The sequence below is a fragment of the Streptomyces apocyni genome (assembly GCF_009739465.1).
GTDB lineage: Bacteria > Actinomycetota > Actinomycetes > Streptomycetales > Streptomycetaceae > Streptomyces > Streptomyces apocyni.
This window is the reverse complement of the sequence record NZ_WHOM01000033.1, coordinates 46616-69833: the sequence shown is the minus strand read 5'-3', so window position 1 is coordinate 69833 and position 23218 is coordinate 46616. Positions and strand designations below refer to the sequence as shown.

The window sequence follows — 23218 nt, the reverse complement described above, 5'->3', positions numbered from 1 at the left end:
GAGAGACGTGAGCGGCAAGGGCGCACCCGAACTGAGCGTGAAGAACTGCGGCGACCTGCGGGTCGCGGTGGTAGCGGCGCAGTGGCACGAGAAGGTCATGGACGGCCTGGTCAACGGCGCCCTGCGGGCCCTGCACGAGCTGGGCATCGACGAGCCGACCCTGCTCCGGGTCCCCGGCAGCTTCGAGCTGCCCGTGGTGGCCAAAGTACTCGCCGACCGCGGCTACGACGCCGTCGTCGCGCTCGGCGTCGTCATCCGGGGCGGCACACCGCACTTCGAGTACGTGTGTCAGGGCGTCACCCAGGGCCTCACCCAGGTCTCGGTCGACACCGGCGTCCCCATCGGCTTCGGCGTGCTGACCTGCGACACCGACGAGCAGGCCCTGGACCGGGCGGGCCTGGAGGGCTCCAACGAGGACAAGGGCCACGAAGCGGTCACCGCCGCCGTCGCCACCGCGGCCACCCTGCGGTCCGTCTCCGAGCCCTGGCGCTGATCGGGGCGCCCGGGCCGCGTAGAGTGAGCACCACCATGTCCCAGAAGACTTTCGAGGAGCTCTTCACCGAGCTCCAGCACAAGGCCGCCAACGGCGACCCCGCCACCTCCCGTACCGCCGAGCTGGTGGGCAAGGGCGTCCATGCCATCGGCAAGAAGGTCGTCGAGGAGGCCGCCGAGGTCTGGATGGCCGCCGAGTACGAGGGCAAGGACGCCGCCGCCGAGGAGATCTCGCAACTCCTGTACCACGTACAGGTGATGATGGTCGCCCGTGGCATCTCCCTCGACGACGTCTACGCCCACCTCTGATCCGCCAAGACCCCGCCCCGTACGAACACCGAGCAAAGGAAGCCGACCTCATGCTGCGCATCGCCGTCCCCAACAAGGGTTCACTGTCAGGGCCTGCGTCGGAGATGCTGCATGAGGCCGGCTACCAGCAGCGCAAGGAGTCCAAGGAGCTCGTCCTGGTCGATCCGGACAACGAGGTCGAGTTCTTCTACCTCCGTCCGCGCGACATCGCGATCTACGTCTCCTCCGGCAAGCTGGACATCGGCATCACCGGACGCGACCTGCTGATCGACTCGGGCGCCGACGCCGAGGAGATCCTGCCGCTCGGCTTCGCCCGCTCCACCTTCCGCTTCGCCGCGAAGCCGGGCACGGCCAAGAGCGTCGGAGACCTCGGCGGGACCACGGTCGCCACCTCGTACGAGGGAATCGTCGCCGGACACCTGGCCGAGCAGGGCGTCGACGCCTCCGTCGTCCACCTCGACGGCGCCGTCGAGACCGCGATCGAGCTGGGCGTCGCCCAGGTCATCGCCGATGTCGTGGAGACCGGCACCAGCCTGCGCAACGCGGGCCTGGAGGTCTTCGGCGAGCCGATCATGAAGTCCGAGGCGGTCGTCATCCGCCGTACGGGCGCGGACGGCGGCGACCGGCAGGTGCAGCAGTTCCTGCGCCGCCTCCAGGGCGTCCTGGTGGCCCGTACCTACGTGATGATGGACTACGACTGCCGCGCCGAGCACCTGGAGCAGGCCGTCGCCCTCACCCCCGGCCTCGAATCGCCGACGATCTCCCCGCTGCACAACGAGGGCTGGGTCGCCGTCCGTGCCATGGTCCCGGCCAAGGAGGCCCAGCGGATCATGGACGACCTGTACCACATCGGGGCACGGGCCATCCTGACCACGGCCATCCACGCCTGCCGACTCTGAACCACGGAAGTATGTCGATGTCCGAGCGACTCCCCACCCTGCCCGTCGTCTTCAGGCCGACCCGGACCCGGGTCGTCCTGCTGACGGTCGGGGCCGCGATGTTCGTGGTGATCACCGCGATCGCGCTGCTCCTGGAGCGCCTCAGCGGGGGCGAGCGGGCCAGTTTCGTCTTCATCGGCGCCCTGCTCTTCGGCGTGCTGATCCTGCTCAGCAGGCCCAAGGTCGTCGCGGACGAGTCCGGCGTCACGGTCGTCAACCTCACCAACACGCGGCGCCTGGCCTGGGAGGAGATCCTCCAGGTCAACCTCCGGCCCGGCGACCCCTGGGTGTTCCTCGACCTCAGCGACGGCACCAGCCTCCCGGCCCTGGGCATCCAGCCAGGCATCGCCAAGCAGCGCGCCATCAGCGACGCCGGAGCCTTGCGCGCGCTCAGCCAGCGGCACGGCACCGGCCCCGAAGCCTGAGAGCGGGCTGGCGTAGAGCCTGCCCAGACACGTCTTGGCGCCGGTCAGGGACCCGGAGGGTCCTCCGGGCCGCGGCCCGAGAGCACCTCGCCGTACGCCTGCATCAGGTCCGGTAGCCGCAAGGTCGCCAGGTCGTCGCGGGTCGGAGTGCTGGTGAAGCCGGAGAGCCGCAGGTCGCGGTAGGCACAGCTCTTCTCGTACAGGGTGCGCAGAAAACGGCCGTTGCCCAGCTCGTCGATCCAGCCCTGATCCACGACATGCCCGCTGATCGCGCGCAGCTCCTCCAGGGACTCCTCGTCCCACACATCGCCGTTCTCGGCGGCCAGCACCTCGCCGATCGAGGTCAGCTCCAGCGGACGGTACGAGGGGAAGTCCACCCGGCTGGTGAAGCGGGAGCCAAGGCCGGGGTTGGTGGTGAGCAGCCGGTCCATGCCCTCCGGGTAGCCCGCCAGGATCACCACCAAGTGGTCGCGGTTGTCCTCCGCGCGCTTGAGGAGGACCTGCAGGGCCTCGTCGCCGTACGCGTCGCCCTTGCTGTAGCCGGAGTTGGACAGCGCGTACGCCTCGTCCACGAACAGCACGCCCCCGATCGCCGAGTCGATCAGCTCATTGGCCTTGACGGCGGTCTGGCCGAGGAACTCGCCGACGAGATCGGCGCGTTGGGCCTCCACCAGATGGTCGCCGCCGAGGAGACCGAGTGCGTAGAAGACGCGGCCCAGGATGCGGGCCACCGTCGTCTTGCCGGTGCCTGAGGGGCCGGAGAAGACGAAGTGCCGTTTCGGCGGCTGCACGGGCAGCCCCTGCCCGGCCCGCAGGCGTGCCATCCGCAGCTGGGCCGAGAGCGCCTTGACCTGACGCTTTACTGGTTCGAGTCCGACCATGCGCTCCAGCTCGGCGAGCGCCTGCTGCAGGAGTGCGGGGTCGGCGGGCCCGGGCGGGAGATGCGCGGGGCGCGGCTGGGCGGGGGCGACCGTCTTCTCCCGTACGTCATCCGGCGGCGTCGGCGCCGTTCCCGTACCGCCCGCGTCGGGGTCCATGCCCAGCTTCATCTCGCGCCCCTCGGCGCTGAGTGCGGCGTCGGTGCTCTCCTGGAGGTCCGCGCTGTCCTGGCCGACGCCCGCCAGGGCCACCGAGGCGAGACCGGCGGCGTCGGCGCCGGTCCCGTCCAGGTCGTCGAACCCGTCGTAGTCCGCGATCGCCGCGAGCCGTGCCGCGGTGTCCATGAAGCTGGGGTCGATCCGGTGCACCGCCCGGTACAGCGGCAGCGCGGCCGCGCTGCGGCCGGTGCCCTCGTGCGCCCTGGCCAGCCAGTAGCGCAACTCCTTGCGCTGCGGCTGCTCACTGCGGCAGCGCATCAGCGCGGTGGACAGGAGCGGCTCCGCCTGTCCGTACATCTCCAGGCGCACCCGGGCCATGCCGCCGAACAGACCCGCCTCGATGCCGAGTACGCCATCGTCGAGCAGCGGGTCGGTATGGCGTACGAGCTGGTCCCAGTCCTTGACCAGATAGCAGCGGCAGGCGTGCAGAAACCGCACCTGACGGTCGGCGTCGACCGGTGGCAGCCCGGCCAGCGCCTGGTCGAGCTCCGGCACATGGCGGCCGTCGAGCCAGTGCGAGGCGTGCGCGAGTAACAGGTCACGGGTCGACTCGAGCACCGGCTGCACCCACCAGCCCAGCCAGTACCAGGAGTTGAGGGTGCGGCGGTGCCGGGCGCGCTGCTCGCCGAAGCGGCCCTGGTGGCGGAACATCCGCAGCAGCGCCGTCGTGGTGTCGACCCGCAGCGCGTGCAGTCCGAGCCAGGCGTCCGCCATGCCGGGGTCAAGCCGTACCGCGGTCCGGAACTCCTCCTCGGCCTGCGGGTAGGCGCCCATGGTGTAGGCGTCCACTCCGCGCAGCCAGGCGAGGTCGGCCGGGGTCGACGAGCCCACCGCGTCGAAGTCCATCACGCCCCCACAAACCGTGCCCCCGCGCTGCGCCGTCGGGCGGGTGCCCGTCGGCGGCGTGCTCCGTGCCACCGAACCTTCGTACCGGGGACGGGAGTTGACCAGGTGTCGACTCCACCGTCCCAGGAGGTCGCACCGAGAGGCATCGTACCCGCGAGTCCACCGTCGGCCGAAGAGCGCCGGACGCGAGGAGCCAGAGGGTTGACCCCTGGACGGTGACCGAGGGTGAACGACGGGTGCCTCGGGAGTGGTCCGATAACGGACAAAGGGCAGAACGAAGCCCCCGATCACGGGGGAACAACCGGGGGCTTCGCATCCGCGGGCGGCTACGAAAAGCCGCACATTGAGAACGTAAGACCTGTATGGCCCCGGGGTCAAGCAGAGTTGGAGGAGTCGTGGGCGCGGATTCCGGCAGCTCAGCGCCCTTCCGATGGGCCCTCACGCTGGGTGACGGCTCAAGCGTCGGCTGACGCCTCAGGACCCTTCGGCAGCACCACATACCCCTGTGGACACTGCCGCACCAAGGCGTCGGCGAAGGGGCGTGAGGGGTCTTCGGAGAAATGCCGCCGCTCGGCGGGCTCCCATCCGTCCCAGAACGCCCGCTGCCCGGTGCCGTCCCGCTGGCGCCCGCGCCGCCAGGCGTCCGTCCGCTCCAGGTCCATCCAGTACAGCCGTGCCAGCTCACCGCGCAGCACCCGCCGCCCGGCCCCCACGCCTTCCAGGAGCACGACCGGCGCGGGCCGTACGGTGCGCGCGGGACCGAAGCGGCGCAGCCGCCAGTCGTACGGGGCGCAGCGGGCCGCTCGCCCCTGGGAGAACGGCGTCAGCACCTGCCGCCGCAGCCGGTCCGTCCACGCGAACAGCTCCTCGTGGGTCGCGAAGTCGTCCAGGTGCAGCACCGGGGCGCCGCCCAGCGCCTCGGCGAGCCGTTCGGCGAACGTCGATTTGCCGGACCCCGCGTGTCCGTCCACCGCGACCAGTCGCACCGGGCCGCAGGAGGGCGGCAGTCCGCGCAGGTCAGCGGCGATGTGGGGGAGTGGAGTGAGGCCGTTCATCACCCTCCACCCTACGGCCGCCGCGCCGCGCGAAGCCGTCCGCCGGGACAGAGCCACGGATGGGCGCGGTTTGGCGCGGATTGGCGCGGATTGGCGCGGATTGGTGCCGACCGCGCGGGCCGCGATGCTGGCAGAAGTCCGCCGAGACCGGGGATAGTTGTTCCACTGTCGTGCACCTGCCGCCCACGGGCTGGTCGCCCGGCTGGATGGGGCCATGCCCGCGCCCCATACGAACCCGTCTTCGACTGGGGGTCCCTCCTCATGGTCCGACCGTCCCGCCCCACCACGCGCCGAACCGTGCTGGCCGCCGCCCTGGCAGCGGCCGCCACCGGTGTCACAACCTCCGCCGCCGCCTCGCCGGGCGGGGCGGCGGCCGCCGCACCCGCGCCGACGGCACCCGAGCGACTGATCGACAACCGCTTCTGGACCTCCTACCGCGACTGGCGTGGCGGCACCGCGCGCGGCACCGCCCCGGTCCCCGGAATCCGGCCAGGACTGGTCATCGCCGAACCCGTGGGCCGCCGCGACTACACCGACCCGCACACCGGCACCAGCGCCACCTGGGAGTACGCCACCTGGACCGCACCGGTGCACCGGCTCTCGGTCCGCTCAAGCGAGGTCATCCCCTCCTGGAACGCCAGCACCCCGGCCGGCACCTGGCTGGAGGTGGAGCTGCGGGGCGAGTACACCGACGGCACCCAGACCCCCTGGTACGTGATGGGCCGCTGGGCGTCGGGCGACGCCGACGGCATCGACATCCGCCGCACCTCCCTCAACGGGCAGCGCGACGGCAAGAGCTCCGTCTGGACCGACGTCCTCGCCATCAACGACACCGACTCCGGCCTGCGGCTGGTCTCGTACCAGCTGAGACTGACCCTGCTGCGCAAGCCCGGCAGCACCGCCACCCCCACCGTCTGGCGGCTGGGCGCGATGGGCTCGGACATCCCGGACCGCTTCACGGTGCCCGCGTCCAGGCCCTGTGTCGCGCGGGAGCTGATCGTGCCCCGCTACTCGCAGGAGACGCATATCGGCCAGTATCCCGAGTACGACAACGGTGGTGAGGCCTGGTGCAGCCCCACCTCATCACAGATGATCATCGAGTACTGGGGCCGCAAGCCCACCCCCGAAGACCTGGCCTGGGTAAACCCGGACTTCGCCGACCCGCAGGTCTGCCACGCGGCCCGCTACACCTACGACTACGAGTACGGGGGCTGCGGCAACTGGCCCTTCAACGCGGCCTACGCGGCGACGTACAAGGACCTGCGGGGCGTCGTCACCCGGCTGGCCTCGCTCACCGACCTGGAGACCCTCATCGGGGCGGGCATCCCGGCGATCACCTCACAGTCCTTCCTCGCCTCGGAGCTCACCGGCGCCGGTTACGGCACGGCGGGCCACCTGATGACGGTGATCGGCTTCACCGAGTCCGGCGATGTGATCGCCAACGACCCCAACTCGCCGACCAACGAAGCCGTGCGCCGCGTCTACCGGCGTCGTGAGTGGGAGAACATCTGGCTGCGGACCAAGAGGTACGACGCCGACGGCAACGTCAGAGGGGGCACCGGGGGAGTGTGCTACCTCTACTTCCCCGCGAGGCCCACACCGGCTCAGCGCCGGGTACTGCGCCGGCTCCGCGTCGTCTAGGGCCTGCCAGGCCTAGGCCGCCTCGACACGGCCTAGGCCGCCTCGACGACCTCGGTGCGCCGCGCCATGGCCCACTCGGTGACCAGGAGCTCGTACTCACGCCGCTGCTCCACGGTGAGGCGCCCTTGGGCGCGCTCCCATAAGGCGCGTATCTGCTCGTTGACCACGGCAGCGGACCGCACGGACCCGCTCCACTCAGCGTTCGGGGGCATGAGGAGAGCCTAGGGGCAGGGTCTGACAATCCGCTACTAGTTCGTCACTCCAAGCGCGGATGACCGGAAAGCTGCGCCGAGGCGACCGCCGCGTACGCACCGCGGCCGCGCGGTACTGTGAGAAGTGAAGTGAACGGTCGTGAACCTGGTGACGTGCGGCCTCTGATCGGGCATACTCAACCCGCCACAGTCGCTGGTCAGCCTGGTCCGAGACCCGGAAGAGGCGGCATCGACTGGGGGAGAGCCTGAGATCCAGGCGGCGCCGCCACACCCTTCGCGTGCCCGCCGCAGCGCCCGACACGGAGGAGAGCGCCGCCATGACAGACCGCGCCGTACAGCCGGTGGAACGTCAACTGCCCACCGAAGAGGCCCGGGACCTGTTCGCGCTGGTGCGTGAACTCGTCCAGCGGGAGATCGCCCCCCGGGCGGCCGAGGAGGAGGACGCCGGACACTTCCCGCGCGAGGTCTTCACCCTCCTGTCGGAGTCCGGTCTGCTGGGTCTGCCCTACGACTCCGAGTACGGCGGCGGCGACCAGCCGTACGAGGTCTACCTCCAGGTACTCGAAGAGCTCGCGGCCGCCCGCCTGACGGTCGGCCTCGGCGTCAGCGTCCACTCGCTCGCCTGCCACGCGCTCGCCGGATACGGCACCAAGGAGCAGCGTACGGACCACCTCCCGGCGATGCTCGGCGGCGGACTGCTCGGCGCGTACTGCCTGTCCGAGCCCTCGTCGGGCTCTGATGCCGCCTCGCTGCGGACGAAGGCCGTACGGGATGGCGGGGACTGGGTCATCACGGGCACCAAGGCCTGGATCACCCACGGCGGCCTGGCCGACTTCTACACCGTGCTGGCCCGCACCGGCGGCGAGGGCGCCCGCGGCATCACGGCCTTCCTGGTGCCGGGTGACGCCGAGGGTCTGAGCGCCGCCGCGCCAGAGCGCAAGATGGGCATGAAGGGCTCGCCCACCGCCCAGCTTCACTTCGACGGGGTACGCGTCCCCGACGCCCGGCGCATCGGCGACGAGGGGCAGGGTTTCGCGATCGCCCTGTCCGCGCTCGACTCGGGGCGCCTGGGCATCGCCGCCTGCGCGATCGGGGTGGCCCAGGCCGCGCTGGACGAGGCCCTCTCGTACGCCACCGAGCGCAAGCAGTTCGGCCGCCCGATCGCCGACTTCCAGGGGCTGCGCTTCATGCTCGCCGACATGGCCACGCAGATCGAGGCGGGCCGGGCGCTGTATCTCGCCGCGGCGCGGCTGCGGGACGCCGGGCGGCCCTTCTCCCGGCAGGCCGCGATGGCCAAGCTGTTCTGCACCGACGCCGCGATGCGGGTGACCACCGACGCCGTACAGGTACTCGGCGGCTACGGCTACACCGCGGACTTCCCCGTAGAGCGTCTGATGCGCGAGGCGAAGGTGCTGCAGATCGTCGAGGGCACCAATCAGATCCAGCGCATGGTCATCGCCCGTCACCTCGCGGGTCCCGAGTCGCGCTGAGCGGGCGCGGGTTCACAGCCCGGCTCTGAACTGCCCGGGCCGCACCACGGGCGCCGTGAGCCTGGCCCACTCGGGGTCGCGGCGCCCGGGCAGGGTTCTGCCCTGGCTCGCCCAGTGGTGCAGCAGATCCCGGTAGATCGGCGGGTCGGAGGGCCGGACCTCGGTGTAGGGGCCGGGGTGCTGAACCGATTCTGCATAGGTGGGAGCGGGGACGTAGAGCGTGCGACGGCGTCGGCCGACCGGTTCGTACACAGTGGTCATGTCAGGCAAACGCCACGAATGGCGCCCGGGTCACCGCCGGGCGGATTCGGGAGTCGGTTCGGGTGGCGGCCCGTACGTGCTCGCGAGGTCCAGCGTGCGCGGCCTGGTGGCCCCGTACAGCCACCCGCTGACGCGTCCGGGCCCGCGGTGAACCGGACCTGGTGACACGAGTATGGCCCCCCGTACCGGATCTGACGTACCGTCAAATCCGCCGCCGGGGGGGCCGCACCCCCTCCGTGCGACGCCTACTGCCGCGTCCAGGGAGGCTTACCGTGGCCGACGACCGCCCCGTCCCGCTCGACGAGTACCCCGTCCATCAGGTCCCGCTGTCGATGAAGCACGTCGCGACCGGGGACCGTAACGCCTACGACCGCTGTATCTTCCATGTCCTCGACCACGAGGGCCGGTTCCTGCTGATCCTCGGACTCGGGGTCTACCCCAACACCGGGGTGATCGACGCCTACGCCACGCTGCGGACCGGCGAGACCCTGCACGCCGTACGGGCTTCGGACGCCCTGGGCGACGACCGGATGAACCTGAGCGTCGGGCCGCTGAGCATCACGGTCGAGGAGCCGCTGAAGCGACTGCGGCTGCGCTGCGACCCGGACGGGCCCGACTCGCTGTCGTACGACCTGACCTGGAACGCCGACTTCCCCGCGGTTTGGGAACCCCACCACATCCAGCGGCGCGGCGACCGGCTGACCCTGGAGGGCCGCCGCTATGTCCAGGCGGGCGGAGTCCAGGGGGTCATCCGGGCCGGGGGCGAGGACATCACGCTCGCGCCGGGGGAGTGGACCGGCACCCGGGACCGGAGCTGGGGGGTGCGCCCGATCCCTGGCGAGGAGGGCGGACGCGGTGCCGAGGAGCACCGGACGGAGGGCTTCCACTGGATCTGGGCCCCCGTGCGCTTCGACGACCGCTTTGTGATGGTGATCGCGCAGGAGGACGCGGACGGCCACCGGACGCTGAACGAGGCCCTCCTGGTGCGGGGCGGGTTCCGCGACGTCCAGCTCGGCTGGCCGCACACCGACATCAGCTACCGCTCCGGCACCCGCCACCCCGAGCGGGCCGTCATCCACCTCACCGACCCGGCCCGAAAGCCCCTCGAACTCGGCGTCGAGGTCCTCACCTCCTCACCCCTCGCGCTCGGCGCCGGATACCCGCCCGCCGACGACTGGCAGCACGGCACCTGGCAGGGCCGCGGCTGGACCGACCGGCGCGCTTACGACCTGTCCGACCCGGGCGCCCACCCGCTGGCCGGGTACGGCGTGACCGACCACGCCGCGCGCTTCACCCTCGACGGGCGGATCGGCTACGGCATCTTCGAGCACGGCAGCTTCGGGCGGCACGACCCCAGTGGCTTCACCGGCTTCGACTCGGTCGCGCCCTGAGTGCCGTAGGCCTCTGAACCTCCCGAGCTCCCACACCCACCGCACCCCTACCCCACCCCCTCACCTCCCTCGAGCCCTCGAAGATCTTTGGAGAGGAGTACGGCGATGGCGACAGCCCCCCGCCCGCGCACCAGCACCCGCGACCCCGAAGAACTCACCCGCCGCCTCAGCGCCTGGCTGGCCACGCGGCTGCCCGGCGCCAAGGCCACCGGAGTTCGCGTCCCCGAATCCAACGGCATGTCCAGCGAGACCCTGCTCTTCGACATCGCGCACCCCGACCCACCGCTGCGAGCCTGTGCCCTGCGGCTGGCCGCCGACCCGGCCGCGTACACCATCTTCCCCGTATACGACCTGCCACGGCAGTACCGCACCATGCGCCTGGTCGCCGAGCACACCGACCTCCCGGTGCCCGAAGTGCGCTGGCTGGAGGAGGACTCCGGGCCGCTCGGGGCGCCCTTCTTCGTGATGGAGCGGGTCGAGGGGCGCGTACCGCCCGACGTGATGCCCTACACGTACGAGGGAAACTGGCTGCACGCCGCGAGTGACGCCGAGCGTGCCGCACTCGAAGCGGGCACCGTACGGGTCATCGCCGCCCTGCACGACCAGTTCCCGGTCGACCAGGCGCGGTTCCTCGCCCTGCCGGGCGACGGCAGCCCGCTGCGCCGTCACGTCGAGGCCCAACGTGCCTACTACGCCTGGGTGGTGGACGGACTGCCCAGCTCGCCGCTCATCGAGAGCGGCTTCGCGCGGCTGGCCGAACTCTGGCCGAGTGACGAGGGCGATCCGGTGCTCAGCTGGGGCGACGCCCGGATCGGCAACATCATCTACGACGGCTTCGCCCCGGCGGCCGTACTGGACTGGGAGATGGCGGCACTCGCCCCGCGCGAGGTCGACCTCGGCTGGACCGTCTACCTGCACCGGTTCTTCCAGGACCTGACCGTCAGCTTCGGGCAGCCGGGTCTCCCGGACTTCCTGCGCCGGGACCGGATCGAGGAACACTACGCGCGGCTCACCGGCCACACACCGCGCGACATGGACTTCTACACGCTCTACGCGGCGCTGCGGCAGGCCGTCATCATGCTGCGCGTGGCCTACCGGCAGGTGCACTTCGGTGAGGCCGCGATACCCGACGACCCGGACCGGTTGATCCTGCACCACGCCTCACTGGCTGCCATGGTGCGGGGCGACTACTGGAGTTGACCGGGGCGCCCACTCGCATGAGTGGTGTGTGCGACCACCCGACCGGTATCAGACCGGCGTCAGGCCGCTGTCAGGCCGCGTGGTGAAACTGCGCCGCCTTGAGCGGACGCGAGCCCGGACCGCCCACATGCGAGAAGGGCTGCTTCCGCCAGTCGAGACCCTGAGGAAGCGTCAGGAGCAGTGCTGTGTCCTGCTCCTGGGGCTCCGTCACCTCGTCCGCCGGGCGGGCGTCGGCGGCTGCGCGACCGGTGCCCTCGCAGACCGTGAGCCCGAACGGGTTCCACGGAGTGGGGCACTTGGCGTGCTCGGGCAGCACGTCCTCATCCGCGAGGAGCGCGATCGGCTGCGTGCAGTCCGGGCAGGTCACCCGGTACATCTCGAAGGTGTCGTACGCGTCGAACGCGTCGCCGCCGTCGGTGGATTCGGCGGCGAAGCCGGTGCCGGAGTCGATGGCGACGCCGGGTTCGACGCCCTCCGGAGAGGGCTCGGCGACGTGCTTCTGCCGTTGGTGAGCGCCGTGGTTGGAGCGCTTGGGATTCTGCATGGGTTTCTCCCCCTCGGGTGGGCCGACAAGGCGCTGCGGCCTCGACCACAGCAAGCATTGCCCGCCCGGTCCCCTGAGTAATCCCGCCGTGCCGGTGGACACGCCCTCAGGGCTGTGGCGTTCGTCACATGCCACCGGCGGATGCGCGCCGGAGGTCGTCCAGGTATCGCCGAGTTGTCACCCAGGTATCAATGGGGATCACGGCACTGTAGGTTCTTGCGTCATGGAGGAGCTGGACCGGCAGATCGTGCAGCTGCTCGTCAAGGACGGGCGGATGAGCTACACCGACCTGGGCAAGGCCACGGGCCTGTCCACGTCAGCGGTGCACCAGCGGGTGCGCCGTCTTGAGCAGCGCGGCGTCATCCGCGGCTATGCGGCGGAGGTCGACCCCGAAGCGGTGGGGCTGCCGTTGACCGCCTTTATCTCGGTGAAACCCTTCGACCCCAGCGCCCCCGACGACATCGCGGAACGCCTGGCGGGCGTCCCCGAGATCGAGGCCTGCCACAGCGTGGCGGGCGAGGAGAACTACATCCTCAAGGTCCGGGTCGGCACCCCGCTGGAACTGGAAGAGCTGCTGGCGCGGCTGCGCGCCCTGGCCGGTGTCTCCACCCGTACGACGGTGGTCCTCTCCACGCCGTACGAGGCCCGGCCGCCACGGGTCTGACCGTGGAGTCGCGGTCGTTCCTGCTGGTGCACAGCCCGGTGGTCGGCCCGGCCACCTGGCAGCCGGTCGCCACGGAGCTGACCGCGGCGGGGCACATCGCGCAAGTGCCGTCGCTGCCCGGCCCCGCGACGCTCGTCGTCCACAGCAACGCCGCGTTGTTCGTACCGGCGCTCGTGGATGAGCCGGAGAAGCCGGAGACCGGAGGGGCTGGGGGAGTGGGTGCTTCGCGTGGTCTTCGCCGACGCCCCGCTGCCGGGCGGGGGCGTCCCGCCCGGGCAGCTTCGGTGGCTGCGGGAACGGGCCGACGACGACGGGATGTTGCCCCCGTGGACCACCTGGTTCGACGAGCGTGAGGTGGCCGCGGAGGCACGCGCGCGTGACTGGCCGGTGACACTGCTGCCCGGTGGCCACCTGTACCAGGTGGTGGCGCCCGACGCCGTGGCCGCGTACCTGACGACCGGTGGGGCGGCGGGTGGGGCGGCCGGGGGGATGAACACCGACCCCCTGGTCGGACCGACCAGGCGCAGGCGCGAGACTGGTGCCCATGACCGAGAGCGCCAACCGCACCGTGCTGCTGCGCGGCGGAGACATCCACAGCCCCGCCGACCCCTTCGCCACCGCGATGGTGGTCGAACGCGGGCATATCGCCTGGGTCGGCTCCGAAGGCGCGGCCGACGCCTTCGCTGAGGGTGTCGAGGAGGTGGTCGACCTGGAGGGGGCGCTGGTCACCCCGGCGTTCACCGACGCCCATGTGCACACCACGGCGACCGGCCTGGCTCTCACCGGCCTCGACCTCTCCGGCGCGCGCACCCTTGAGGAGGCGCTCGGTCTCGTACGGGCGCACGCCGCGGCCAGGCCCGGAGAGCGGGTGCTCATCGGGCACGGCTGGGACGCCGCCCGCTGGCCGGGGCGGCGGCCCCCGTCCCGCGCCGAGCTGGACGAGGCGACTGGCGGCCGGCCGCTGTACCTGACCCGTATCGACGCGCACTCGGCGGTGGTCACGACGGCCCTGCTCGAGCTGGTGCCGGGCATCACCGGGCGCCCCGGATACGAGGCCGAAGGACCGCTCACCAAGGGCGCCCACCACGCGGTGCGGGCCGCCGCTCTCGGCGCCATCACCGGTGCGCAGCGCGCCGAGGCCCAGCGCGCCGCGCGGCGCAGCGCGGCGTCGCTCGGCATCGGCGCGCTGCACGAGTGCGCGGGCCCGGACATCTCCAGCGAGGACGACCTCACCGGGCTGCTGGAACTCGCGGCGAACGAGCCGGGACCGCGAGTCTTCGGCTACTGGGCCGAACAGGTCACCGGTCCCGCTGACGCCGACCGCATCCGCGCCCTCGGCGCGGTCGGCGCCGCCGGTGACCTCTTCGTCGACGGCGCCCTCGGCTCCCACACCGCCTGCCTGCACGAGCCGTACGCCGACGCGGGCCACACCGGTACCGCCTACCTGGACGCCGACGCCGTGGCCGCCCATGTGGCGGCCTGCACCGAGGCGGGACTACAGGCGGGCTTCCACGCCATCGGCGACGCGGCCGTGACCGCCGTCGTCGACGGAGTGCGCGCCGCCGCCGAGAAGGTCGGTCTGGACCGGGTCCGCGCGGCCCGGCACCGCGTGGAGCACGCCGAGATGCTCACCCCGGCGACCCTCGCGGGCTTCGCCGAGCTCGGCCTCACCGCGTCCGTACAGCCCGCCTTCGACGCGCTGTGGGGCGGCCCGGACGGGATGTACGCCGAGCGGCTCGGTGCCGCGCGCGCACTGACCCTCAATCCGTACGCCGCGCTGCTGCGTTCCGGTGTGCCGCTGGCGTTCGGGTCGGACGCTCCGGTCACCCCGCTCGACCCGTGGGGCACGGTGCGGGCCGCCGCCTTCCATCGCACCCCGGAGCACCGGATCTCGGTACGGGCCGCGTTCACGGCGCACACCCGGGGCGGCTGGCGGGCCATCGGCCGGGACGACGCCGGGGTGCTGGTGCCGGGCGCGCCCGCGGACTACGCGGTGTGGCGCACCAGCGACCTCGTGGTGCAGGCGCCGGACGACCGGGTCGCCCGCTGGTCGACCGACCCGCGCTCCGGAACCCCGGGGCTGCCCGATCTCTCACCGGACGCCGAGCTGCCTGTCTGCCTGCGGACCGTGGTGCTCGGCGAGACGGTCTTCGCGGCGCCTGATGCTTCGTAGGGCCTAACGAGTGATCCTCGCCCGGCGAGGTACGGCTGATGGATGTTTCCGGCCTGTCGTGCGACCTGCGCATCCTCGGCGCTGACCTGGCTGTTCATGGAAGCGCCGCAGGTCAAAAGGCTATTGACAGACGGCAGACCAGGCCGGGTAGGTTCTGCCGGGTCCACCACAGGACGTCCGACCGGGAGACCTCCACACAGTCGTCGAACGCCGCTGGGCCAATGGGGGGCGTGCCGCACCGGCTCACCCTCACTGGCAGCCAGGTCCAGCGCCCGCGCCTCGGGGGCATGGGAGGTCCTGCCTGGTAGGAGGGCCCCTGGGAAGGGGCCCTCCCTGCTCGAGCGCAGTCGAGAGCTTGGGGGCGGGTGTGACCCGGGTGGGGCCCGGACGCTCAGTAGACAACGGCACTCGGTCGACCCGCAGCCAGCGGGCCCCAGGTCGGCCCGAAGGGCGCCGGGCCCCGATCCGCAGGCTCGACCGGATCTTGAGTGGCGGGTAGCCGTGGGTCGCCTGGGTCCGCAGACTAAGGTGGGGCTTCTGCGGACGGACTTAAGGGGCAGCAGTGAAGGACGGCGAAGAGCGGCAGTACGGCCCGCTCGGCACAGCCTTGGTGATCATCCCGACCTACAACGAGGCCGAGAACATCAAGTCGATCGTCGAGCGCGTACGGGCCTCGGTGCCCGAGGCGCACGTCCTTGTCGCCGACGACAACAGCCCGGACGGCACCGGCAAACTGGCCGACGAGCTCGCGGCCGACGACGACCACGTCCAGGTGCTGCACCGCAAGGGCAAGGAAGGCCTGGGCGCCGCCTACCTCGCGGGCTTCGCCTGGGGCATCGAGCACGGCTACGGCGTCCTGGTGGAGATGGACGCCGACGGCTCCCACCGCCCCGAGGAACTGCCCCGGCTGCTGACCGCGCTCAGGGGCGCCGACCTGGTGCTCGGCTCGCGCTGGGTGCCCGGCGGGCGGGTCGTCAACTGGCCCGCGTCCCGGAAGTTCCTCTCCCGTGGCGGCAGTACGTACTCGCGCCTGCTCCTCGATGTACCGATCCGCGATGTCACCGGCGGTTTCCGGGCCTTCAGGCGAGAGACCCTCGAAGGGCTCGGCCTGGAGGAGGTCGCCTCGCAGGGCTACTGCTTCCAGGTGGACCTGGCCCGACGCGCCGTCAGAGCCGGCTTCCATGTGGTCGAGGTGCCCATCACCTTCGTGGAACGCGAACTCGGTGACTCCAAGATGAGCCGGGACATCGTCGTCGAGGCGCTGTGGCGGGTCACCGCCTGGGGTGTGAGGGAGCGAGTCGGACGCGTGACGGACCGCCGCAAGCCCCGCTGACCCCGCTTACTCCGTTCGGACGTTTCGCCCGGCACACTGGGAGTATGACGACCGGCACTCCGCCTCCGACCCACCCCGCCCGCCCGCCGCGCTCCCGGCTGCTCAGGCTCCTGCCGCTCGCTGTCGCTGCGTGGCTGGTCCTCGAGATCTGGCTGCTGATCGAGATCGGCAGCGTGGCTGGCGGCCTCACCGTCTTCCTGCTGCTCGTGGCGGGCTTCGTACTGGGCGCCGCGGTGATCAAGCGCGCCGGGCGCCGGGCCTTCCAGAACCTGAGCGAGACGCTCCAGCGGCAACAGCGGGGCGAGCAGCCCATGCCGCCCGAGCAGGGCGGTGGCAACGGCCTGGTCATGCTGGGCGGCCTGCTGCTGATGATGCCGGGCGTGCTCTCCGACGCCCTCGGTCTGCTGTGCCTGCTGCCACCGGTACGCGGTGGGGTGAGCCGGTACGCGCAACGGGCCTTCGAACGGCGGGTCCGGCAGGCACCGCCGGGCAGCTTCGAGGACGCCTACCAGCAGTCCCGCATGCACCGCCCGGACGGCAAGGTCGTCCCCGGTGAGGTCATCAAGAACGACGAGCGCCCGCAGGACGACGCACCACGCCCCGACGACGGCCCGCGCCCACCGCTGACCCCGTAGGAGCGAAGAGCCCCGTGGGCGCACAGGAAAGAGCCGGGGGCGGNNNGGCGCCGCCCCCGGCTCTTGCTGGTTGATGCCGTTAGCTGAAGTACGCGGAGTCAGGCGGACTTACGGCTGCTGTCCCGCGGATGCACGGCGATGTTCATGGCTCCGGAGCGGAGAATGGCCAGGCGCTCGGCCAGGACTTCCTCCAACTCCTCGCGGGTGCGCCGCTCCATGAGCATGTCCCAGTGCGTACGCGCGGGCTTGCCCTTCTTCTCTTCGGGCCCGTCGCCGTCTACCAGGAGTGCTTGGGCCCCGCAGACCTTGCACTCCCACTCCGGCGGGATGTCCGCCTCTACCGAGAACGGCATCTCAAAGCGATGTCCGTTCTCGCATGCGTACTCCACGGCCTGGCGCGGGGCCAGGTCGATGCCGCGGTCGGTCTCGTAGCTGGTCACCACGAGGCGCGTGCCGCGAAGAGCTCGCTCACTCATGAATCGTGCCTCCCGGGCTTGTCGCCCACAGGACAGGTGTCGCTGTCGTCGTCATCCGGTCAACGTCCGGTCGGCGGATAAGATTCCCGTTCCGGGTAAACGCGTCGCCGTCGTAGCCGCCCCTTGTTGTACCCACCGGCGCCCGGTTTGTCACATCTAGCAGCAGATGTCACCCAGCGATTCTCTTTCTTTAGCGCGCAGTAACGGTCCGCCCGGCAAGTCAAAGGCGTACACTACCGGCCTTTGGCTTGAACGGCTAAATCTGCTCGGAATCGATTCGGGAACGATCACTGGCCCACGGGCTCAGGACCAGGCTCCCCGCGCCTTCAGTACCTCGGCCAAGGTGCCGATCTCGTCGGTCACGATGCCGTCCACGCCGAGATCGAGCAAGGCGGTCATCCGCTCCGGGTCGTTCACGGTCCACACATGGACCTGCAGGCCCAGCGCGTGCGCGGCCCGCACGAAGCCGCGGTCCACCACCCGTACCCCCGAAGCCACCTCCGGAACCTGGGCGCACACCGCCGAGCGCCGTGGCGTCGCCGGAGCGCCGTACGCGCGCAGTCGCAGCCCCAGGACGCCGCGGGTGCCCAGTGACGTCGCCAGGCGCGGGCCCGCGAGGCGCTGGGCCCGGGCCACCCGGCCCTCGGAGAACGAGCCGACGCACACCCGGTCCCAGGCTCCGGTGCGCCGCAAGAGGGCGATCAGCGGGGCGAGCGCGGACTCCGCCTTGACGTCCACGTTCCAGCGGGCCTCGGGGAATTCCTCTAGGAGCTCCTCCAGGAGCGGGATCGGCTCACCGCCCGCTACGCGCGCGTGGCGTACGACGCTCCACGGCAGGCGGGCGATCCTGCCGCCGGTGTCCGTCACCCGGTCCAGTGAGGCGTCGTGGAAGGCGACCAGCCGTCCATCGGCCGTGGCGTGGACGTCGGTCTCCAGGTAGCGGTACCCGCAGTCGACCGCGCGCCGGAACGCGGCCGCGGTGTTCTCCAGACCGTCCATCGCCCCGCCCCGGTGGGCGAAGGCGAGCGGTCCCGGCGTGTCGAGGAAGGGGTGCCGTACGCGGATGTTCACCGCGGCAGTATCGCGTGCTCCCGTGGCGAGCTGGCGACCACCGTGCTGCTGGAGCCCGCCGCGGGGATGGCGAACAGGCGCAGGAAGTACTGCGCGAGCGGGCCGATCGCCAGCGCGTAGGCGACGGTGCCGAGCCCCACCGTGCCCCCGAGGGCGAAGCCGGTGGCGACGACCGTGACCTCCACGGCGGTGCGCACCAGGCGGATGGAGAGGCCGGTGACCCGGTGCAGACCGGTCATCAGGCCGTCCCGTGGGCCCGGGCCGAAACGGGCGGAGATGTACAGGCCGGTCGCCGCGCCGTTGAGCACGATCCCGGTGACCAGCGCGGATACGCGTACCGCCAGGCCCTGGGCATCCGGCATGACGGCGAGCGCGGCATCCATGGCGACACCGATCACCAGGACGTTGGAGACCGTGCCGAGGCCCGGACGCTGCCGCAGCGGAATCCACAGCAGCAGCACCGCCGCGCCGAGGATGGTCAGCACGACGCCCATGCTCAGCCCGGTCAGCCGCGCCAGGCCCTGGTGCAGCACGTTCCATGGCTCAAGACCCAGCCCTGAGCGGACCATCAGCGCCGAACTCCCGCCGTACAGCACCAGCCCGACATACAACTGCAGCAGCCTGCGCGGGAGCTGGGTCCGCGGAACCGTGGAGGTGACTGATCCGGACAAGGTGTGCCCCCGGTGGTGATAGTGGCTTGGTTCGTGTCACTCTGTGGCTTGGGATATGAGGCCAACCAGGGCCAATTCAGGGAAGGTGGACTGATCTGTATGGCGCAGTGGACTTCTGCGGTGGGCTCCACTCAGCTCTCCCGGCTCATCCGCTCCCAGCAAGAGCGCCCCGCGGGCGCGGGCACCCGCCGCCCGCCCGCCTACCGGTCGCTCGCGGACGGCATCCGGCTGCTGGTCCTGGAAGGCCGGGTCCCGGTGGCCGCCCGCCTCCCGGCCGAGCGTGAGCTGGCGCTGGCGCTGAACGTCAGCCGCACCACCGTCGCCGCCGCCTACGAGGCGCTCCGCGGCGAGGGCTTCCTGGAGTCCCGCAGAGGAGCGGGCAGCTGGACCGCCGTACCCGCGGGCAATCCGCTGCCCGCGCGCGGTCTGGAGCCGCTGCCGCCCGAGGCGCTCGGCTCCATGATCGACCTCGGATGCGCCGCCCTGCCCGCCCCCGAGCCCTGGCTCACCCGCTCCGTACAGGGCGCCCTGGAGGAGCTTCCGCCGTACGCCCACACCCACGGCGACTACCCGGCGGGGCTGCCCGTGCTGCGCCAGCTGCTCGCCGAGCGCTACACCGCGCGCGGCATCCCGACCATGCCCGAACAGATCATGGTCACCACCGGGGCGATGGGCGCGATCGACGCGATCTGCCATCTGTTCGGCGGGCGTGGTGAGCGCATCGCCGTCGAGTCCCCGTCGTACGCGAACATCCTCCAGTTGATGCGCGAGGCCGGAACGCGGCTGGTGCCGGTCGCCATGGGCGACGGCCTCAGCGGCTGGGACCTGGATCGCTGGCGCCAGGTGCTCCGCGACGCCGCGCCCCGCCTCGCCTATGTGGTCGCCGACTTCCACAACCCGACCGGGGCCCTGCCCGACGACGTCCAGCGGCGCGCTCTGGTGGACGCCGCACGGTCGGCGGGTACGGTCCTGGTCGCCGACGAGACGATGTCGGAGCTGTGCCTCGACGCGGACCGGGCCATGCCGCGCCCGGTGTGCGCCTTCGACCCCGGCGGTTCCACGGTCATCACGGTCGGCTCGGCGAGCAAGGCCTTCTGGGCGGGCATGCGCATCGGCTGGGTGCGGGCCGCGCCCGATGTGATCCGCAGCCTGGTGGCGGCGCGCGCGTACGCCGACCTGGGCACCCCGGTGCTGGAGCAGCTCGCGGTCAGCTGGTTGCTCAGCACCGGCGGCTGGGAGGAGGCCATCGAGGTGCGCCGCACGCAGGCCAGGGAGAACCGTGACGATCTGGTCGCCGCCCTGCGCCGGGAGCTGCCCGACTGGGAGTTCGAGGTGCCCGCGGGTGGGCTGACGCTGTGGGTGCGCGCCGGAGGGCTCTCCGGGTCGCGGCTTGCCGAGGTCGGCGAGCGGGTGGGGGTGCGGGTGCCGTCGGGGCCGCGGTTCGGCGTCGACGGCGCGTTTGAGGGGTACCTACGGCTGCCGTTCACGGTCGGGGGGGCGCTCGCCGACGAGGCGGCGGTACGGCTCGCGGCCGCCGCCGGGCTGGTGCGGACCGGAGCGGGCGGGACGGAGTCGGGGCGGATGTTCGTGGCCTGAAGGCCTGAGCGCCTGAGCGCCTGAGCGCCTGAGCGCCTGAGTGCCTGAGTGCCTGACGGTCTGACGGTCTGTCGTGTTGCGGGGCCCGTGTCAGCCCTCGCCCTCGCCCCCGCCCTCCGCCTTCACCAAGGCCACCGGTCCGGCGGCCTTGGTGAGCACCACCTCCGCGGGGGGCTCGGGCGCGGTGGCCTCGTGGACCTCGGTGCGCGGCGGCAGCAGCTCCAGGACCGCCTGCCGGTGCGCCTCGCTGGTCGCGTCGTCGTACGGGTCTGGCGTGGCGGGTACCTGCAAACGGTGCACGGGACCGGCGCCGAGCCGCGCGTATCCGCGCCCCGGAGGCACGTCGGACGTGGGCGTCGTGGACGGCGGCAGGCCCAGCACGGCCGTCAGCTGCTCCTCAGTAGCGGGGCCGAGCGCCACGCGCGCGCGGGTGTGCTGCCATACGGGATCGCTCAGGGTGTCCAGGCAGTCGAACTGGTCGGCCACGACGACCGTGACGTTCGCCGCCCGGCCGTGCCGGAGCGGCACCTGGAGCAGCGCCTGTGGTTCCCTGCGGCCGTCCGCGGCGGCCAGGTGTCCCAGGACGCTGGGACGGTCCAGCAGCAGCCACAGTGGCCGACGCGTGTCGTCGGGTGGCGGGTGGCCCGCCTGGCGTGCGCGGTTGGCGGCGATCAGCCGCCGTTCCGTCTCGTGGGCCGCCCACTCCAGGGTGGCCAGCGCGCCGGAGAGGCCGCATTCCAGGGCGAGCACGCCCGCGCGGCCGGTGAGGCAGGCGTACTCGCCGGTGCCGCCGCCCTCGATGATCAGGACATCGCCGTGCTGGAGGGCCTGTAGCGCGACGGAACGCATGAAGGTGGTCGTGCCGCTTCCCGGCTGGCCGACGACCAGCAGATGCGGCTCGGTCGAGCGCGCGCCCGTGCGCCAGACGACCGGGGGCACATCCCGCCGCTCGTCGCCGTCGGTCACCGGGAGCGTGCGCCGCACGGTCGTCGCGTCGGTGAAGCCGAGCACCGTCTCGCCCGGGGCCGTGACGAATCGCTGGGCCGCGATATCGGTGGGCAGGGAGGCCAGCACGCTGACCGTGAGCTGGTTGCCCTCCTCGTCCCAGGCGAAGTGGTGCTCGCGGCCGCGCCCCGACTTGGCGTGCAGCAACTGCTCGATCCGGGCCCGTGACGTGGCCTCGCCGTCCGTGAAGTACGCCGGATAGCGCAGCACGAGGCGCTCGAGGCGCCCGCTGTGGTCGAACGCGTGGCTGACGAAGACCTGGCCCCAGTCCCCGCCGTGGGCGTAGAGGGGACTGGGGTCGTCAGCCACCGAGAAGTACGGGACCAGCGCCTCGTAGAGCGCCCGCAGCCGCTGCCGCTGCGCGTCGTCGGGACCTTCCGGGGCCGGTGGGGTGCGGTCCCGGCCGGCCCAGGCGGACGCGGCCATCAGGGAGATCAGGGCGACCACGGGCCCGTACGGCATGAGGGCGACGACCAGGACGCACGCGGCCACCAGGAACAGCAGTGGACCGCGCCGGTCCTTGGGTGTCGCGGTCCACCGTTGCCGACCCGAGGCAGCCAGTCGGCCGAGCCCCTTGGAGAGGGTGATGAGCGGATGGAGAACGTCGGCGGCGCTGTCGGCGACCGTCCTGGCCAGCTCCCGGCCACGGGCGATCGAGGCCTTACCGCGGGCGATCGAGGCCGATCCGCTGGTCAGAATGTGGGGGAGTGGGCGCCTGGCCACGTCTGTCTCCTGAGGTAGTCCGCCGGGGTCAGATCTTCAGCCCACCGAGCAGGCTGGCCAGGCTGGCGCCGCCCGCCTCGATGCTCGGCGCGATCGCCGAACCGGCGAGATAGAAACCGAAGAGGGCGCAGACCAACGCGTGCGAGGCCTTGAGTCCGTCTTTGCGGAAGAAGAGGAAGACGATGACTCCGAGCAGCACGACGCCTGAGATGGACAGGATCATGAGTGTTCTCCTGGTTGATGGGACAGTCACCATGAGTTGTTCCAGGTTCACAGCATGTATCCATACGACAAAAGGTGCGAGTGGGTGAATTGTGGAATGTTTCACCGCGCTGGCGGAACGTGAACTTCCGCCCGGACGCGCCACACGGCCAGACCGGTGACCCTGGAGTGATCTATGCCTCGGGCGCGCGCCGTCATGTGCCCTGGTGGGCAGTACGCTGTCGATTCACTCGTACGGCCCACGGGCGTACCTCCCTATGCAGCGAAAGGCGGTTCCACCCATGACCGAAGCCCCCGATCCGGAGGTCGTGGAGCTCGCCACGAAGATCTTCGATCTGGCGCGACAGGGCGAGGCCGAGGCGCTCGCCGCGTACGTCGACGCGGGTGTGCCGGTGAACCTCACCAACGACCGGGGCGACTCCCTGGTGATGCTCGCCGCCTACCACGGCCACGCGGACGCGGTGCGGGCCCTGCTGGAGCGCGGCGGGGATGCCGACCGCATCAACGACCGCGGACAGACACCCCTGGCCGGAGCCGTCTTCAAGGGGGAGGACGAGGTGGTCCGGGTGCTCCTGGACGGCGGTGCCGATCCGGCCGCCGGGACGCCGTCCGCGCTGGACACCGCCCGGATGTTCGGCAAGAGCGAACTGCTGGAGCTGTTCGGCGCCCAGTGACGGGGCCATGGGGGCGGCCACGGGGGGCGCCCACGGGGGGCGAAGAGGGAAACGGGGGGAACCACAGGAAATCT

The 23218-nt window shown here is 71.6% G+C and carries 24 protein-coding genes; 14 read left to right on the top strand and 10 right to left on the bottom strand.

Annotation, left to right across the window (positions count from 1 at the left end):
- The first annotated feature begins 7 nt into the window (after positions 1-7).
- From ribH to GCN81_RS00835, 4 genes are read left to right on the top strand one after another with little or no spacing between them, the layout of a single operon-like run.
- Positions 8-493, top strand: a complete 486-nt coding sequence (gene ribH / locus GCN81_RS00850) for a 6,7-dimethyl-8-ribityllumazine synthase (protein WP_156721444.1) — start codon at positions 8-10, stop codon at positions 491-493.
- Positions 494-528: 35 nt separating this feature from the next.
- On the top strand, positions 529-801 hold the full coding sequence (locus GCN81_RS00845; RefSeq protein ID WP_156721443.1) for a phosphoribosyl-ATP diphosphatase: 273 nt from the start codon (positions 529-531) through the stop codon (positions 799-801).
- A gap of 50 nt (positions 802-851) precedes the next feature.
- The gene (gene hisG, locus GCN81_RS00840) at positions 852-1700 is read left to right on the top strand and encodes an ATP phosphoribosyltransferase (protein WP_156721442.1); all 849 of its coding nucleotides are present in this window, start codon (positions 852-854) and stop codon (positions 1698-1700) included.
- Positions 1701-1717: 17 nt separating this feature from the next.
- Positions 1718-2164: a PH domain-containing protein gene (locus GCN81_RS00835; protein WP_156721441.1), complete on the top strand. Its 447-nt coding sequence runs from the start codon at positions 1718-1720 to the stop codon at positions 2162-2164.
- A gap of 44 nt (positions 2165-2208) precedes the next feature.
- Here GCN81_RS00835 and GCN81_RS00830 read toward each other — a convergent pair whose 3' ends face one another.
- On the bottom strand, positions 2209-4107 hold the full coding sequence (locus GCN81_RS00830; RefSeq protein WP_156721734.1) for an AAA family ATPase: 1899 nt from the start codon (positions 4105-4107) through the stop codon (positions 2209-2211).
- Positions 4108-4562: 455 nt separating this feature from the next.
- Entirely contained in the window at positions 4563-5162 is a 600-nt protein-coding gene (locus GCN81_RS00825; protein WP_156721440.1) for a uridine kinase family protein, read from the bottom strand.
- Positions 5163-5423: 261 nt separating this feature from the next.
- On the opposite strand from GCN81_RS00825, the gene GCN81_RS00820 reads away from it, so the two are divergent.
- Complete coding sequence (locus GCN81_RS00820) at positions 5424-6803, top strand: peptidase C39 family protein (protein WP_156721439.1); 1380 nt, start codon at positions 5424-5426, stop codon at positions 6801-6803.
- 32 nt (positions 6804-6835) lie between these two features.
- On the opposite strand, the gene GCN81_RS00815 is transcribed toward GCN81_RS00820, so the two are convergent.
- Positions 6836-7015 carry a hypothetical protein gene (locus GCN81_RS00815; protein WP_156721438.1) on the bottom strand — a complete coding sequence of 60 codons (180 nt, stop codon included), beginning with the start codon at positions 7013-7015 and terminating at the stop codon, positions 6836-6838.
- A 317-nt stretch (positions 7016-7332) separates the two neighbouring features.
- Here GCN81_RS00815 and GCN81_RS00810 point away from each other — a divergent pair, with 317 nt between their 5' ends.
- Entirely contained in the window at positions 7333-8505 is a 1173-nt protein-coding gene (locus tag GCN81_RS00810) for an acyl-CoA dehydrogenase family protein (RefSeq protein WP_156721437.1), read from the top strand.
- A gap of 12 nt (positions 8506-8517) precedes the next feature.
- On the opposite strand, the gene GCN81_RS00805 is transcribed toward GCN81_RS00810, so the two are convergent.
- The gene (locus GCN81_RS00805; protein ID WP_156721436.1) at positions 8518-8766 is read right to left on the bottom strand and encodes a hypothetical protein; all 249 of its coding nucleotides are present in this window, start codon (positions 8764-8766) and stop codon (positions 8518-8520) included.
- A 272-nt stretch (positions 8767-9038) separates the two neighbouring features.
- On the opposite strand from GCN81_RS00805, the gene GCN81_RS00800 reads away from it, so the two are divergent.
- Positions 9039-10157, top strand: a complete 1119-nt coding sequence (locus GCN81_RS00800) for a hypothetical protein (RefSeq protein ID WP_156721435.1) — start codon at positions 9039-9041, stop codon at positions 10155-10157.
- Between the two features lie 105 nt (positions 10158-10262).
- Positions 10263-11357: a phosphotransferase family protein gene (locus GCN81_RS00795; protein ID WP_156721434.1), complete on the top strand. Its 1095-nt coding sequence runs from the start codon at positions 10263-10265 to the stop codon at positions 11355-11357.
- A gap of 70 nt (positions 11358-11427) precedes the next feature.
- Here GCN81_RS00795 and GCN81_RS00790 read toward each other — a convergent pair whose 3' ends face one another.
- Positions 11428-11901 carry a uroporphyrinogen-III synthase gene (locus GCN81_RS00790; protein ID WP_156721433.1) on the bottom strand — a complete coding sequence of 158 codons (474 nt, stop codon included), beginning with the start codon at positions 11899-11901 and terminating at the stop codon, positions 11428-11430.
- Between the two features lie 223 nt (positions 11902-12124).
- Between GCN81_RS00790 and GCN81_RS00785 the strand changes: the two genes are divergently transcribed.
- From GCN81_RS00785 to fxsA, 4 genes are all read left to right on the top strand, one after another.
- A complete protein-coding gene (locus GCN81_RS00785) occupies positions 12125-12565 on the top strand; it encodes an Lrp/AsnC family transcriptional regulator (RefSeq protein WP_156721432.1) in 441 nt (146 codons plus the stop codon).
- Positions 12566-13109: 544 nt separating this feature from the next.
- Entirely contained in the window at positions 13110-14738 is a 1629-nt protein-coding gene (locus tag GCN81_RS00780; RefSeq protein WP_156721431.1) for an amidohydrolase, read from the top strand.
- 562 nt (positions 14739-15300) lie between these two features.
- On the top strand, positions 15301-16071 hold the full coding sequence (locus GCN81_RS00775) for a polyprenol monophosphomannose synthase (protein WP_156721430.1): 771 nt from the start codon (positions 15301-15303) through the stop codon (positions 16069-16071).
- Positions 16072-16115: 44 nt separating this feature from the next.
- The gene (gene fxsA, locus GCN81_RS00770; protein WP_156721429.1) at positions 16116-16706 is read left to right on the top strand and encodes an FxsA family membrane protein; all 591 of its coding nucleotides are present in this window, start codon (positions 16116-16118) and stop codon (positions 16704-16706) included.
- 98 nt (positions 16707-16804) lie between these two features.
- Here fxsA and GCN81_RS00765 read toward each other — a convergent pair whose 3' ends face one another.
- The 3 genes from GCN81_RS00765 to yczE form a co-directional block, all read right to left on the bottom strand.
- Entirely contained in the window at positions 16805-17182 is a 378-nt protein-coding gene (locus GCN81_RS00765; protein WP_156721428.1) for an RNA polymerase-binding protein RbpA, read from the bottom strand.
- A 303-nt stretch (positions 17183-17485) separates the two neighbouring features.
- On the bottom strand, positions 17486-18253 hold the full coding sequence (locus GCN81_RS00760; RefSeq protein WP_231626289.1) for a glycerophosphodiester phosphodiesterase family protein: 768 nt from the start codon (positions 18251-18253) through the stop codon (positions 17486-17488).
- The gene (yczE, locus tag GCN81_RS00755) at positions 18250-18924 is read right to left on the bottom strand and encodes a membrane protein YczE (protein WP_156721427.1); all 675 of its coding nucleotides are present in this window, start codon (positions 18922-18924) and stop codon (positions 18250-18252) included. Before yczE ends, GCN81_RS00760 begins: the two co-directional genes overlap by 4 nt.
- A gap of 99 nt (positions 18925-19023) precedes the next feature.
- On the opposite strand from yczE, the gene GCN81_RS00750 reads away from it, so the two are divergent.
- The gene (locus GCN81_RS00750; RefSeq protein WP_156721426.1) at positions 19024-20520 is read left to right on the top strand and encodes an SCO1417 family PLP biosynthesis transcription factor; all 1497 of its coding nucleotides are present in this window, start codon (positions 19024-19026) and stop codon (positions 20518-20520) included.
- A 90-nt stretch (positions 20521-20610) separates the two neighbouring features.
- Here the strand turns inward: GCN81_RS00750 and GCN81_RS00745 are convergent, their stop codons facing one another.
- Positions 20611-22248 (bottom strand): type IV secretory system conjugative DNA transfer family protein, encoded by a 1638-nt coding sequence (locus GCN81_RS00745; protein WP_231626288.1) that lies wholly within the window; start codon positions 22246-22248, stop codon positions 20611-20613.
- Between the two features lie 28 nt (positions 22249-22276).
- Positions 22277-22471: a hypothetical protein gene (locus GCN81_RS00740; protein ID WP_156721425.1), complete on the bottom strand. Its 195-nt coding sequence runs from the start codon at positions 22469-22471 to the stop codon at positions 22277-22279.
- Between the two features lie 280 nt (positions 22472-22751).
- Here GCN81_RS00740 and GCN81_RS00735 point away from each other — a divergent pair, with 280 nt between their 5' ends.
- On the top strand, positions 22752-23144 hold the full coding sequence (locus GCN81_RS00735; protein WP_156721424.1) for an ankyrin repeat domain-containing protein: 393 nt from the start codon (positions 22752-22754) through the stop codon (positions 23142-23144).
- Positions 23145-23218 lie beyond the last annotated feature (74 nt).

Bases quoted from the DNA above. Each gene is read 5' to 3' on its own strand.
- GCN81_RS00845 (WP_156721443.1), top strand. From the start codon at position 529: ATGTCCCAGAAGACTTTCGAGGAGCTCTTCACCGAGCTCCAGCACAAG.
- hisG (WP_156721442.1), top strand. From the start codon at position 852: ATGCTGCGCATCGCCGTCCCCAACAAGGGTTCACTGTCAGGGCCTGCG.
- GCN81_RS00835 (WP_156721441.1), top strand. From the start codon at position 1,718: ATGTCCGAGCGACTCCCCACCCTGCCCGTCGTCTTCAGGCCGACCCGG.
- GCN81_RS00830 (WP_156721734.1), bottom strand. From the start codon at position 4,107: ATGGACTTCGACGCGGTGGGCTCGTCGACCCCGGCCGACCTCGCCTGG.
- GCN81_RS00825 (WP_156721440.1), bottom strand. From the start codon at position 5,162: ATGAACGGCCTCACTCCACTCCCCCACATCGCCGCTGACCTGCGCGGA.
- GCN81_RS00820 (WP_156721439.1), top strand. From the start codon at position 5,424: ATGGTCCGACCGTCCCGCCCCACCACGCGCCGAACCGTGCTGGCCGCC.
- GCN81_RS00815 (WP_156721438.1), bottom strand. From the start codon at position 7,015: ATGCCCCCGAACGCTGAGTGGAGCGGGTCCGTGCGGTCCGCTGCCGTG.
- GCN81_RS00810 (WP_156721437.1), top strand. From the start codon at position 7,333: ATGACAGACCGCGCCGTACAGCCGGTGGAACGTCAACTGCCCACCGAA.
- GCN81_RS00805 (WP_156721436.1), bottom strand. From the start codon at position 8,766: ATGACCACTGTGTACGAACCGGTCGGCCGACGCCGTCGCACGCTCTAC.
- GCN81_RS00795 (WP_156721434.1), top strand. From the start codon at position 10,263: ATGGCGACAGCCCCCCGCCCGCGCACCAGCACCCGCGACCCCGAAGAA.
- GCN81_RS00790 (WP_156721433.1), bottom strand. From the start codon at position 11,901: ATGCAGAATCCCAAGCGCTCCAACCACGGCGCTCACCAACGGCAGAAG.
- GCN81_RS00785 (WP_156721432.1), top strand. From the start codon at position 12,125: ATGGAGGAGCTGGACCGGCAGATCGTGCAGCTGCTCGTCAAGGACGGG.
- GCN81_RS00780 (WP_156721431.1), top strand. From the start codon at position 13,110: ATGACCGAGAGCGCCAACCGCACCGTGCTGCTGCGCGGCGGAGACATC.
- fxsA (WP_156721429.1), top strand. From the start codon at position 16,116: ATGACGACCGGCACTCCGCCTCCGACCCACCCCGCCCGCCCGCCGCGC.
- GCN81_RS00765 (WP_156721428.1), bottom strand. From the start codon at position 17,182: ATGAGTGAGCGAGCTCTTCGCGGCACGCGCCTCGTGGTGACCAGCTAC.
- GCN81_RS00750 (WP_156721426.1), top strand. From the start codon at position 19,024: ATGGCGCAGTGGACTTCTGCGGTGGGCTCCACTCAGCTCTCCCGGCTC.
- GCN81_RS00740 (WP_156721425.1), bottom strand. From the start codon at position 22,471: ATGATCCTGTCCATCTCAGGCGTCGTGCTGCTCGGAGTCATCGTCTTC.
- GCN81_RS00735 (WP_156721424.1), top strand. From the start codon at position 22,752: ATGACCGAAGCCCCCGATCCGGAGGTCGTGGAGCTCGCCACGAAGATC.